Raw genomic sequence first — 13128 nt, forward strand, 5'->3', positions numbered from 1 at the left:
CTGTGTCTTGTGACACAGGAGCCTTTTGTTATTGCTCACACCAGCTGATCAAACCGCTCAAAGAACCGGAACAGCGTATCGCCGCTCATGGCCAGCGCACGGACACATATGCCCTGCACCGCGCGGCTTGCACCGGACATGCCGCCCGAATAGTCCGAACGGTATTTCTTGTCCAGTTCGTCTACTGCGGTGTAATCCTCGCCTGCCAGAACGTTCGCCTTGCTGCCGTTCATGCAGATGAAGTGTCCGGTGCCGCCGTTTGCATAACGGTCGCCCGCGAAAGAAGCGCCGTCCGAGCCGCCGGTATTGCGTACCGAAACGCGCATCGCGGTTGCCGGACCGTAGTCCACGATGTTCTGTGCGGCGGTGATCAGCGTATCCAGATGACCGAGCAGATCGTGAATCTCGTAGTCATCATGGCCGCTCCAGACGACCAGCTTGTCGAGGTCGATCTCGCCCGCTTCCGCCAGTGCAGTTACCTTATCGCGGAAGATGCGCAGGCTTGAAAGCAGTACGCGAACGTCATTATTTATCAGAGTCAGCGAATCTGCAACGCTGCGGCGGTTACAGCCCAGCTGATCGGACGAATAAAGAATGTTGTGTGCCTTGTCGAGCAGCATCATGCAGCCCGGCGTATGTCCCGGAATGTCGTAGTTATCCAGCACAACGCCGCCGAGGTCAAACTGATAGCCTTCGCTGATGCAGGTAAAGTCGCCTGCCGTTACGGTCTTGTCGTTCACATACTGCAGCGCCATCGGGATATCCTTTTCGTTGATGTAGACCTTGCGGCCTGCCTGAACGAAATCGCCCAGCTGCGTGATATGATCCGGATGACCATGCGAAATGTAAACATCAATATTATCCGTACCTGCCAACTGCTTACAGTATTCATACAGGTTGTTTGCGCCTGCCGGTGCCATGCCTGCGTCGATCAGCAGTGCGCCCTTAGAGCCTTTGATCAGATACATTTTATCGCTGTCGTAATCAATGACGCTCCAAACCTTCATGCTGTCCATATCGTACATCAGACGGCTCTTGTGCTCCATCTTGGACATGCGGTCGATCGTGTAAGTAAAGGTTACGACTTCACTGTCCTCCATGCCTGCCTTGGAGGCATAGGCTTTTAGTTCCACCTTGGTCTGCTTTGCACTGCCGTCCCAGTTGTCCGTATCTGCGCCGATGGTGATGAGTTCCTTCACTTCTGCACCGCCGACGTCGGAAGCCGCCTTGAACTTGGTCTGGTCGAACACCTTTGCCGTAGTCGAAGTCTTGGGGTCAGAACCATCCACCGTATACTTGATCTCAGCACCCTCGGTATCCGAGAACAGCGCTATGTACTGCGTTACCGTGAAGGTACCCGGCGTATCCGGATAGTACGGGTCGGTATAGCTGTCATAATCCGTATAGGTGTACGGTGCTGCAACCTGATTGCTGTTCTTCTTGCTGACGTTCAGCGTATAGGTCTTGCTGTCCGAACCGTTCTTTGCCGTTACCTTGATCACGAAGCGCGTAGTACCGCCGGTGAGCGCGCCCTGATACGCCTTGCCCGATTCTACCGTCTTGCCATTCACCGTAATTTTCGCGCCGGAGGACGCCGCGGTCGGAACAATCTCGATCGAGGTCGCGTCAGCATCCGCCTCAGCGGTAAAGCTGGTCGTGGTCTTGCGGGTCGGCTTGGTGCCGTCCGTCGGGTACTGCCAGTTTACATTGATGCCGAAATTCGGGTCGTTCCACAGCAGATTGCCCTTCTCGCCCTGCTTGTGTACGGACAGATTGGACAGATCTGCAATCTTATCTTCGTTGCCGTTGCGGTAGCCGTCGGACAGATAATTCTGCAGGTTGACGTTGATGCCGACCCAGTTGATATCCTTCAGACGGTCACCGACTACAACAGTCTTGGTGTTTTCGAGGTATCCATTAAAGCTGTCAAGCGTGCGCAGCGTCGGCGTCATAGCATCCTCGCCCTCGTCAACGACCTTCTGCACCGCTGTCTGCAGGTTATCCAGATAGCTTGCTGTGCCGTCCAGCACTACGTCGTTATGGCCGGTGAGAATGCGTTTTACTGTGCCGAGGCTGTCTACGCGCTCCAGCGCGATCTGCAGAGAGGACAGATACACGTCCATCGAGTCCGCGAAGAACGTCGAAGACAGGTTTGCGAACTGCATCCAGAACGAATCCGTGATGTGTGCACGGTTGTTGCCGACCTGATCGGTCGTGAACAGATTGCCGGTCGCGGTATCAAACAGCATAATGCCTGCTACCTGATGGCCCGGCAGCTCGATTACGTTGAACTTGGTGCCGCCCATGTCGTAAACGTCGCCGTTTTTCAGCGTTTTCAGCTGTGCAGCGTAGGCCGCGTCTGCTGCGTCCTTATCCGCGAACATGCCGGAGGCTACGCCGAACTGCTCCACGTACTCGCGCAGCACGTCGATACCGCGCTCGTTGACATAAACCTTAGCGCCCAGATTCTTGTTTTCTTCGCACAGGAACTGGTGCGTCATCTGCACATGATCGGGGTGCGGGTGGCCGATGATAAGGTCGATCGGCTTGCCTTCGCCGACGATCTCTCGTGCGGTCTCGTACAGATTGGCCGCGTCGTCTGCGTCAAAGTAGCCGGCATCCAGAACCATTGCGCGCTTGGCACCCTGCACCAGATACATCTTGTCGCTATCGTAATCTTGAATGAGCGTTACATCCGGAACATCATTGCCGTTCCAGTCCTTGGGTGCGCCTACCTTCAGCTCGTGGTGCGGAATGCTGGTAACATCGTAGTTCCAGTTTGCAACACTGCTGGTTCTGCCGTTCTTCACCGCGATCGCCTTGACGTTATAGGTCTTGGTGACCGGATCATCCGCACTTGCGGTCGGCTGGGTGATCTCGATCTAACGATACTGGTAGGTTTCAAACTTTTTGCTTGCCGTGGTCGGAACGGCTGCCTTGTCCGCGCCTTCCGCGATCTCGTAGTAAATGTCTGCACCGTCCTGTGCGGTCAGCGTGACAAAATAGGTCATGTCATAGTTGAATACGCCCAGACTCTTGGAGGTCTCCTGCCCCTTGGTGCGCGGGTACGCGCTCGGTGCTGCCGGTGCAGACGAGCCACCGCCCGAGGAACCGCCGGTCGAGCCGCCCGTGCTCGTGCTGCCGCTGGTTACCAGCGTGGAGTTGTGAATCTTAACAACCTTGCCGGTAATCTCGCAGTCGGTCGCCTTCACTTCGCCGGCCTTGCCGCCGAGAACAACCGTACCGCTCAGCTTAGTCTTGTTCAGTGTAACGCCAGACGTCTTGACGATGACAATATCGGTGCCCTTGGGTGTTACCGTGCCAGATTCGGTGATATAATCCGAAATCATGTTATCTAACAGCTTGACGACCTCTGCGCGGGTGATATTCGCCTTCGGCTCAAAGCGGTTTCCACTGCGGCCTGCGATGTAGCCATTCTCCGCAAACGCTGCCACGTTTGACATTGCCCACGAGGAAATGCGGCTGTTATCCGCAAAATTCGTCGAGCTGCCGCCCACTGTTACCGACAGTGCACGTGCCAGCATGCTGACCGCCTCTTCACGGGTGATCTTGTCCTTCGGGCGGACATTTTTGCCGTCACCCTGCATAATGCCCGCCTGCGCTACACGCAGGATCGGGTCGGTGTAGTACGCCGTACCCAGATCAGCGAAGTTGTTCTCCGCCTTAGTCTGGTAGTCCATTACGCGGTCTATTATAACCGCATATCTGCTCTTGTTATCGGGCTGTTCGGCTCAAAATCGCCGTCGTGGCCCTGAATGACACCGCGGTCGCTCCAGCGGTTGATCTCGTCTTTCGCCCAGTGTCCGCGGGTGTCCGCAAATGATACGGCAAAAGCTGACGGCAGCATCGTCAGCAGCATTGCCACAGTGATAAACCATGCACATATCCGTTTGCGTTTCATTTTCATTCTCCCTTCTTTACTCGTGTCGGCTGAATTTCATCGTTTTCCCTACTGGCATTATTGTACCGTGTTCGTACCAAAGCGAAAATGAAGAAAAGCCAGAATTGTTGCACGATACGCAGGAGTTTCGCCTGCCTGCGTTCTGTGTTGTACGATTCCTATGGGATTCGTTGTCCGATTGTTAGATCCCCCGGTTATTCGGCAAAGCCGAACACGCTCTGCAGACTCGGCAGCGCCTTCCGTTTCCATGCACGACCGATCGTCACCGGGTTGATCCCGCTCGTGCGCTGATAGACCATCAGTGCGGCATACTGCGAGCCGGAAAGTTCCGCGCAAAGCGCACGGCGTGCCTTGCAGGCGCTGCTCATGCGTGAGGTCTGCGCAATCCATGTGCCCAGCCGCTCCCTCTGCACGGATTTTCCCGCTTGGGCAAGCTGCTCCTGCACCGCCGCAAGCGAGTAATATGTTCCCGCCGGAAAGCAGTCCTGCATAGCTTTGCACAGGATACACGATGATTCCTGCAGGAACCGGTACAGCAATTCCGGTGAATACGACAGATCGGTTATGCCGAAGTGCTTTTGCAGCATGGCGGCGCCGTATTTCGCCTCCAGCCGGAGTATACCCTGTGCCTGCTGATAGTCGGTCAGCTGTGCGCTGTAATCGTCCCGCAGCTGATCCGCTTTGGAGTACAGCGAGATGGCATACTCCTCTATGCTGTACGTTAAATCGTAGGAATACGCGTATCGAATGAGTCTATTCCGCTTTTTGTTGTCAAACCGCGGATAGGTCTGTTTAAAGCCGTTCGGCACACCGCCCTTGTGCGCCAACGCAATATACGCAAGCGGGTCCGGTGTTTTTGCGTTCACGCTGAAGTCTACCCGTGCAAATGTGAAGGTCTCCGGTGTGCCGAGCTGTGCATCACGCAGGATATCGCGCAGATTGCAGTCCAGTGTTCTCATATAATCTCGGCACGGGCTGAATAATGCTACTCTCTGTATCTCCATATAGAGCAGCGAATTGAGATTGATTGTTAATTTGATAAAACCGCAGTTTCGCGCGGCCCGCAGGCTTATCATCACGCCCTGCGGTGCGTACATGTAAAAATAGTATTCATTTTCTGATTTTCGATAGCTGCCTGTTCCATATCTGTCAGACAAGCCATACAGCAGACTGCGATAGCTGCTTACTTCCTCAAGCGGAATCTTCCGCTGTAACGTGATTGTATGTATAGAATGATAAATGTCCATCTCATATACCTTCTTCTTTTATAATTTTATCAGACTGTTGTGCACAGATAAAAAGTTATATCGTCCGAACAATACAGTAATAAACAGTAATCATTCAAGAACGATATTTGTTATACAAGATAGAAATATATAGCAATTACTATCCTGTCAGTTTATACTATAACTGAGAATTGAAAATATCCTATGGATAGATCATTTATATCCTATAGGATTGGAATAAATGTACTTTATATATAGAGGTGATACTCTTATGATTACATTTAAAGAAACTCCTCAATTTCTATCCCCTTCCGAATCGTTTAAACTCCGAAAAAATATTCAAGAGGTCGAAGATGATCTGCGGTTTTTCTTTGCTTGGAAACCATCTAAATCTAACGCTAAGACTCTGCCAAATTGGCTTGATAAAAAACTAAAAAAATTTCCGTATCTGCAGAAACATACATAAAATTTCCTATCTTTTCTGCACACACAAACCTCAACTTTTAACGGAACACAACAATCCTTATACGACATTTTGATCAGCTGTGTCATCACAGACTGGATCATGGCTGCGCTTCAAAAATATGAAAAGCAGTACCGTATAAAAGAATTTCGCACTGTCCTGCACCCGCAAACTACTGAAAAGGATCCCCCCCGAATAACCATATTCTGGAATCCAAAGCCTATTTTGATTGGCTGTTCCCCAACCTATCCGACAGCATCAAAATGTCAAATCTCCGGCGCAAACCGCTGCACAGCTATTATAACGACACAGACGACAATTCGTTCCTGCCGCGAACGCTGGACATGGAATTTCTCCAAGCAATAACCGTTCTGTATAACAACTATCTGCGTAAAGGCGATCTGCGCTATATGTTATCACCTGCCTGTTTCCTGCCTCTGATGAAACAGCACCCCTATTTCGTCTATTCACTTGAAAAATATTTTGGTTATTACCAGGCACATTGCAAGCGAAATGATTTCTCTCTTTCTACATGTGACGAACTTATTCGTTCTCTGTATGATGATTATGATCATTCTCCACATATTTACAATTACTTGCAAGCCTTCTATAGGTCTGTCTGCGTTTCATATACGGATCTTCTATCTTACTATGAGGATTTCTCCATTGTATGTAAAAAAATCAGCTACGCTATGATGACTTTGATTTATACGATAATCTTCAGACTGCTCATCAAGACTTCTCTACTTCTTACGAAAATCTTCTGGCCTATTATAACGATTTTCCGGTCGTATGCGAGGATTTGCCAACCTCTTATGACGATATCACAGATTTATATGAAGCCCTTCAAACAGAAACTTCATACGATCTCAAAGATGCAACCCGTGATTACTATTATTCGCTTTTCCAACTTGTTCAGCTGCTGCGAGAATGGCTCCGACTATTTTCCAATCGGTATTACAGTTTCGCATTTCAAGATGAAGGCAACAGCAATTCACTTCTCCGCTTTCAAAACGCCGATGATGCTGTCGCAATCGATCCATTGATATACAACTGCTTTACTACAAAAGAACGACTTAAGCATTACCGCTTTGCCGTTAATCTTCTCAAAAAGCGTGGTCATTCACTCTCTCCCGACTGGGACAAGCAACTCTATTATTCTTTTTTCTGTACAAGCTATGATGAGGATCGATACAAGATTCTTTGCAGCTTAAAAAAGCAACTACATAAAAACGATATTCCTACCAATATCAGCAAACTATTTTACCTTTGCTTTTCCACTCTTGAATTCGTAGAAAATCCTCAATTCTCCGCATTACGCCAATTCCGTGAACTGGTTTGTTCCCCAGAGATCACGCGACGATTGGCCTATACTTTAAATGAAGCCAGCTTAAAAAAAGTATCCTCGGATTCCAATAAAGATACCGATACCAATCTGCATGTTTATTTGCAAAAACTGCAGACCGCATTGGAATCTGCAAAACGCAGCCATCAGTATGATGATATCTTCTGTACGCTAAGTGCATTGTTCTCGGATTCGAAATCATTTAAAATACCGCCAATTCCATCAAAACTGATGGATAACAAAACATTGAACAAAGAAATCAGCAAATACCGCAAACAGGCACAGGCAGCCAGAAAAGAGCTTCCCTCCGCTGTTGCCTCTTTTGTTGCAGCACTAAATGATTTTACCGCTGACGCACTCGAGCTGTCTCTGGAGCACAAGAAACAACATCACTCGTATGGATATACCCACCCCTTCTGGTTTCAATGTGAGCCACATGCCCTCGATATGCTTGAAGGGGATCCTCCATCTGTTCCGATACTGCTTGAACCGAATGACTATGTGACCGGACCCTGTACCAAGATGTTTTTTACCCGTCTTCATCGTATCATTTGGCCAAAGGCATCTTCTGATCCAAACACATCTTACTCCACCGCGGACTATTTCATCGGTGCTTTTGTAACAGCGCATCTTCTGGAACAGCAGATGGTCTCTGCTCCATCACCTGCACTTGATGAAGTTTACTTTCCGGGGGATTCTTTCTGGACGAAGATGAAGAATCTGAAGTTACAAATCTCTGGCTGTGGGCACAGAACTTTTTGAAAACCGCGCAATCTTATCCCCAGTATGTGGATAACTATGAAGGACATGCAGCACAAGTACCTCACAAACTGCCGCTGAAGATGTCCGGTACCGATTTTCCATTACTGACCCATACAATCCAATGGTTCTATCCAGAAGATACTCTAACTAACCTGATGTACGATATATTGCTTTCCACAGAAGACAAACTGCTTGATTCATGTTGGTTCTTGTTGCCGTCTGATCAGCTTATCTCACGCGCTGAAGACCATCTTTCAAAAGGTGCTGATTACTGGAACTCCATTCGCCAGAATCAAGATCCTTTTGCGAATGCTTAAACATTCCCATTTCCTATTTTTCACTGCGACCGTCTGTCTCGTGCAGACGGTCGTTTTTTTTCATAACATAAATTTACCCTGCTGTGAGCACACATCTTCTTTTCTCCCTGCTCATATCATTACACATTACATTTCCCGAACAATATTTCTATTTAAAATCGTATTATATCTATTTTTACTTTTTTTCAAAACTAGCTGTTACATTTCCCCTGCTGTGAGCACGTTAACTCGATTGGAGTTCTTTCATTATGTATAATAAAATCACAAACAGCGAAAAACGTTTTTCAAATCATCACCCCCACAAAAAGGAGCAAAATTATGAACGAAGAAGAGCTTATCCGTACCCTTGCCGCGCATGCGGCTGACGCTGTCGTCCTGCTTGAAAAAATCTGGCCCGACGACGCATTTCCCGCCAAGCTCTGCGATCGTGTCGATGCGAGCGATTACTTCATCACGAACCGCGGTGCTGTGATTGCCAGCGACCTGCGCGTGCCGTTTCTCGCCGAGCAGGTCGGTGCGGTCGGCATTTCGTCCGCCGATGTGCATACGCGTTGGAAAATTGTAGTAATTTATCAATCAGACATTCGCCTCACCTATGCCGTCCGCACGACCGCATGGGACAAGAAACCGCGCTTTCCTGGACTTGACCTCAGCGACCGAGAGGTTGACCTTGTATACGAGATGTGCGACACCTTATCCCGCAATCGTGCGTACGTCGAGAAAGATTTTTCTACAGAAACGGCACTTTTTTCCGACATTCTCAGCAATACGCAGGCTGTCAAGTCGCTCGGTGCTTTCGACGAATCCCGATTCATCGAACTGCTGCAGAATGACCCGCTTGTCCTGCCGGTTCTCGAGGCCGTACTGCTCGCAAGCGTATGGAGCGAATCGACACTGGAAAGCGTCCCGAATTTCCTTATGGTTTTCGCACTGCCGAACGCGCAGGCCCTTTCGGTTCGCGAAAACCTCGAAGAACACTTCCATACGGTTGACCTGCTCCGCTCTCCCTCTGCGCCGTTCGAGCGCCCACTTACGCTGCGCCTCGAAAACAGTCAGCCTCCGGTGTACAGCCCCGCTGCGAGCGGGCGGCTCGTTCTGCTCGAGCCGATCGGAGACGCACCGCGCAAGCTGCTGATCGACACGATCGAACAGCATTCGCGCATTCGGCTGCTTACCAGCAACGCCGAGGCACGCCCGTTTGCCGCGTTCCCCATCGTCATCTCCACGCATACCTTTCCGGCGGCGTATGCGTACACCGTCACTGTGCCCAAACAGGTACACGCTCCGCGCGAGTCCGACGCAGACTGCCTTCGCCTGGCGGCTGCCAAGCTGCTGTGCTGCATTTCTGGAGCAGCAGGCACGCTCAACGAGGCCATTGATGATCTTGCCGGCAATCCACACGCCTACCGGCTGAATCTTCCGGAGCGCTGGATTACCATTGCACGGCAGTTTATCCGCCACGCTCTGCTGACCAATGAAAACAGCCGTGCTGCATTCGACCGCATCTCCGGCGAGGCTGAGCGCGTCGCAAAAGAGGCACAGCTTTCCCGCGCAGAAACAATCGATAAGGGTGTTGCCTTCCTGCTCGAGCCGGAGCGTTACAAGGACGCGATCCATCCGCGGCCGCAGTCACTCGAGGAACTTGCTGAGACAACGGCGTTCGAATACACGTATCAGAACGAGCCGCTGCTAGTCTATCATCCCGACCGCTTCGCTGGTCTGCTGCAGCGTGCCGGAGTCGGTCCCGAGCTTGTCGAAGATGTTGTACAGGCATTGAAGGACCGTTCGCTCTGCACGTCTGAAAAGGTCAAAATCAACACTGAGGGGGCTGGCAGACGCTATCTTGCAATCCCAACGAAAAAGTTCATAAATTCCAGCATTCCATCCATTCCGGCGGGCAACGAGGAGGACAATAATGTATAATAGGGATATATATCCTGCACTGCAGACATTCGGTATCGAACATCTGCGCGATGAACAGGAACGTGCACTGACGCCGATTCTTGCCGGACGTGATGTCCTCGTTCGGCTGCGAACCGGCGGCGGAAAGTCATTACTGTACCAGCTGCCTGCACTGCTCGATGAGCCGGGTTCGCTCACGCTTGTTTTCTCGCCCTTGCGCGCGCTGCAGCGCGATCAAGTACAGGCACTCGAGCGCAGAGGCGTGCACGCCGCCCTGCTGAACTCCGACCTCAGCACGTCCATGCACGCTGATATTCTGCGAGACTTTGCCGCAAACGGCGGCCTTCTCTACCTTGCGCCGGAGCAGCTCCGCCGTGAGGACGTGCGCACCGCACTTGTCGCCGCGCATGTGCGCCGCGTGGTCGTTGACGAGGCGCATATTTTGCCGCAGGTCGAGCACGCCTTTCGCAAGGATTACCGCCGTATCGGGCCGTTCATCGAGTCGCTGCCCAAGCACCCGCAGGTGCTGGCGTTCACCGCGACCGCCACGTGCTCCGACCTCAACTACATCGCCGAGCGGCTGTGCATGCACGACCCCAAGCGCCTGCTGTTTCCGATTCGTCGGAAAAATATCAAAATCTATGTCAAGAAGATTACCATCCGCGATAAGACCGGAAAGACCCGCAAGCTGCAGAACGCACGGCTCAGACTGCTGGACGATGTACTTCGCAAGTACCGCAAGCACGGTGCCACGATCATCTACTGCCCACGCGTCAAGGATGTCAAGCGCACCACCAAATGGCTGCGTTCTCGTGACTATCCAGTGAAGGCTTATCACGGCAAAATGAAACGCCGCAAACGCGCCCACGTGCAGGACTACTTTCTGACGAAAAAGCGTCCGATCATCGTAGCTACGAACGCCTTCGGTCTGGGCATTGACCGTCCCGACGTGCGTCTGGTCGTGCACGCCGGACTGCCCATCGGCATTGACGCGTACACGCAGGAAATCGGCCGCGCCGGACGCGACGGAAAGAAAGCTCGCGCCGTACTGCTCTACGCGCCGTCGGACGAGTATGTGGTGAAAAACCTTATCCACAGCAGCCGCGACCCCGAAACCGTTTCCAGCGGCAAAAAGCGTCTGAAGGCGCTAAAAAAGGTTCTGCGCGAGCCGAACAAGGTGTGGAAGGGTATCACGAAGTACTTTCGATAAGCGTATCAACCACGCCTGTCATTGATATAATATTTATATGTATGAATGATTAAACCGCCCGCATCACGGCAATCCTAACTACCAGAAGGAGGAATTTTCATGACCAACAATTTCCTGTGTGCGCAGATCTACCAGATTCTCGCACTCAACGACGAAATGCTGAAGAGCGGCTGCATCACCCGCGACGAGCACGATTTTGTCCGCCATGTGCAGACGGACAAGCTAACCCGGCTGCACAGCACGCCGTAAGGAGGCCGCCTGATGGACGTCCGCAGACTGGACGAAATGCAGGCGCAGGGCCGCAGCATCTTCGATACCGAGCTTGCTGTGGCGTACTATGCCCGCGTTTCGACCGACAAAGACGAGCAGATCAACAGTCTCGGCAACCAGAAACGCTATTTTGAGGACTACATCGCCGCAAATCCGCACTGGAGATTTGCCGGCGGCTACGTCGATGAGGGCATCAGCGGCACGTCTGTCGAGGGACGTGAACAGTTTCTCAAGATGATCGAGGACGCGAAACGCGGCCGCTTTGACCTCATCGTCACCAAGGAGATCAGCCGTTTCGCCAGAAATACACTCGACAGCCTGCGCTACACGCGCGAGCTGCTGCGCTGCGGCGTGGGCGTGTACTTTCAGAACGACAACATCAACACCTTTGACAAGGATGCCGAACTGCGGCTCACCATCATGTCCTCTATCGCACAGGACGAGGTACGCAAGCTATCCGAACGCACGCGCTTCGGCTTTAAGCGTGCGCAGGAGAACAGTGTGCTGCTCGGTCAGAACAATCTGTTCGGGTACAACAAGGTTGACGGGCGATTGGAGATTGTCGAGCCGGAAGCCGCCGTCGTCCGTGAGGTGTTCGAGCGCTACGCTGCCGGAGACCTCGGTCTCCGCGCCATTGCCAACGACCTGGACAGCCGCGGTGTACGCGGGCGGCAGGGCAAGCCACTCACCTACTCCACGCTGTACGGCATGATCCGCAACCCGAAATACAAGGGCTGCTATGCCGGTCGGCGGTACGCCTCGCGCGACTACCGCGACAAACGCAGCTACCGCCTGAGTGCAGACAAATGGCTCGTGCATAAGGACGACCGTGTGCCTGCCATCGTGCCCGAAGCGCTGTGGGAGCGGGCTAACCGTCTGCTTGCCTCGCGCGGCAAGACCATGAAGGCGCACGCGCAGGCATCCCAGAACCGCTACGCCTACAGCGGCAAGCTCATCTGCGCGAAGCACAGCACAACTTTCCACAGGCATGTGTATAAAAGCAAAAGCCGCGGCGAGGCGGAGTGCTGGAACTGTAGGCTGTACCGTGAAAAGGGCAAAACCGGCGGCTGCAATTCCCCGACGGTTTACAGCCGCGAGCTGGACCGCATTTTAGAGCGTGTGTTCGAGCAGATAACGGACGAGCGCTCAGCCGCTGTGCAGGAGTACATCGACAATCTGCGCGCCTTTGCCGCACAGCAGGATAACGCCCCTGCGCTTGCTCAAGTCGAGCAGGAAATCGAAACGGTCACCCGCCGCAAGGACAAGCTGCTCGACCTCGCGCTTGCGGGTGCGCTCTCCAACGACGAGTTCAAGCAGCGCAATGAGACCTGCAACGAGCAGCTTGCCGCCCTCGAGCAGCAGCGAACAGAACTACAGAATGCGAACAAGACACTGGAAGAACGTATCCGACGGGTGGAAAATCTGCGCCGCATTATCGAGGAACGGTGGCAGATGAGCTGCGGGTTCTCGCGCGAGATGTCCAAGGCGCTCGTTGACCATATCATCGTGGACTCGGACGAGAGCAAAACCCATATCTCGCTCGATATTTTCCTCACCACCGGTGCAGAGCCGATCGTATCTGAGATGCAAACCTCTAACTCACAGCTGCAAATGAGCTTTCAGCGGGCGCGATCCGGTTATCAGGGTGAGTATACGGTGACGTATCTCGTGCGCTGGCATTTGGAATAAAAAAGCAGTGATGCTGCCTTCA

The 13128-nt window shown here is 52.2% G+C and carries 11 protein-coding genes; 7 read left to right on the top strand and 4 right to left on the bottom strand.

The genetic code is table 11. The annotated features are described in order from the left end of the window. Positions 1-35: 35 nt before the first annotated feature. The 4 genes from DXB00_RS04515 to DXB00_RS04530 all read right to left on the bottom strand — a co-directional run bounded on the left by DXB00_RS04515 (position 36) and on the right by DXB00_RS04530 (position 5169). A complete protein-coding gene (locus tag DXB00_RS04515; protein ID WP_118729061.1) occupies positions 36-2810 on the bottom strand; it encodes an MBL fold metallo-hydrolase in 2775 nt (924 codons plus the stop codon). 72 nt (positions 2811-2882) lie between these two features. Continuing rightward, positions 2883-3701 carry an S-layer homology domain-containing protein gene (locus tag DXB00_RS04520; protein WP_118729062.1) on the bottom strand — a complete coding sequence of 273 codons (819 nt, stop codon included), beginning with the start codon at positions 3699-3701 and terminating at the stop codon, positions 2883-2885. An 11-nt stretch (positions 3702-3712) separates the two neighbouring features. After that, positions 3713-3922: an S-layer homology domain-containing protein gene (locus tag DXB00_RS04525; protein ID WP_158578270.1), complete on the bottom strand. Its 210-nt coding sequence runs from the start codon at positions 3920-3922 to the stop codon at positions 3713-3715. Positions 3923-4116: 194 nt separating this feature from the next. Then, on the bottom strand, positions 4117-5169 hold the full coding sequence (locus DXB00_RS04530; protein WP_118729064.1) for a hypothetical protein: 1053 nt from the start codon (positions 5167-5169) through the stop codon (positions 4117-4119). Between the two features lie 250 nt (positions 5170-5419). Between DXB00_RS04530 and DXB00_RS04535 the strand changes: the two genes are divergently transcribed. The 7 genes from DXB00_RS04535 (at position 5420) to DXB00_RS04560 (ending at position 13106) form a co-directional block, all read left to right on the top strand. Beyond that, on the top strand, positions 5420-5614 hold the full coding sequence (locus DXB00_RS04535; protein WP_118729065.1) for a hypothetical protein: 195 nt from the start codon (positions 5420-5422) through the stop codon (positions 5612-5614). Between the two features lie 799 nt (positions 5615-6413). Continuing rightward, positions 6414-7718 (top strand): hypothetical protein, encoded by a 1305-nt coding sequence (locus DXB00_RS16155; protein ID WP_147359186.1) that lies wholly within the window; start codon positions 6414-6416, stop codon positions 7716-7718. After that, complete coding sequence (locus tag DXB00_RS16160; protein ID WP_147359187.1) at positions 7715-8035, top strand: hypothetical protein; 321 nt, start codon at positions 7715-7717, stop codon at positions 8033-8035. The genes DXB00_RS16155 and DXB00_RS16160 overlap by 4 nt, the downstream gene beginning before the upstream one ends. Positions 8036-8353: 318 nt before the next feature. Next, the gene (locus DXB00_RS04550; RefSeq protein WP_118729068.1) at positions 8354-9958 is read left to right on the top strand and encodes a hypothetical protein; all 1605 of its coding nucleotides are present in this window, start codon (positions 8354-8356) and stop codon (positions 9956-9958) included. After that, a complete protein-coding gene (locus DXB00_RS04555) occupies positions 9951-11147 on the top strand; it encodes a RecQ family ATP-dependent DNA helicase (RefSeq protein WP_118729069.1) in 1197 nt (398 codons plus the stop codon). Before DXB00_RS04550 ends, DXB00_RS04555 begins: the two co-directional genes overlap by 8 nt. A 99-nt stretch (positions 11148-11246) precedes the next feature. Next, on the top strand, positions 11247-11396 hold the full coding sequence (locus DXB00_RS16275; RefSeq protein WP_158578271.1) for a hypothetical protein: 150 nt from the start codon (positions 11247-11249) through the stop codon (positions 11394-11396). Between the two features lie 12 nt (positions 11397-11408). Then, the gene (locus DXB00_RS04560; RefSeq protein WP_118729070.1) at positions 11409-13106 is read left to right on the top strand and encodes a recombinase family protein; all 1698 of its coding nucleotides are present in this window, start codon (positions 11409-11411) and stop codon (positions 13104-13106) included. Positions 13107-13128: the final 22 nt, after the last annotated feature.

Source organism: Butyricicoccus sp. OF10-2 (assembly GCF_003481925.1).
Classification (GTDB): domain Bacteria; phylum Bacillota; class Clostridia; order Oscillospirales; family Butyricicoccaceae; genus Agathobaculum; species Agathobaculum butyriciproducens.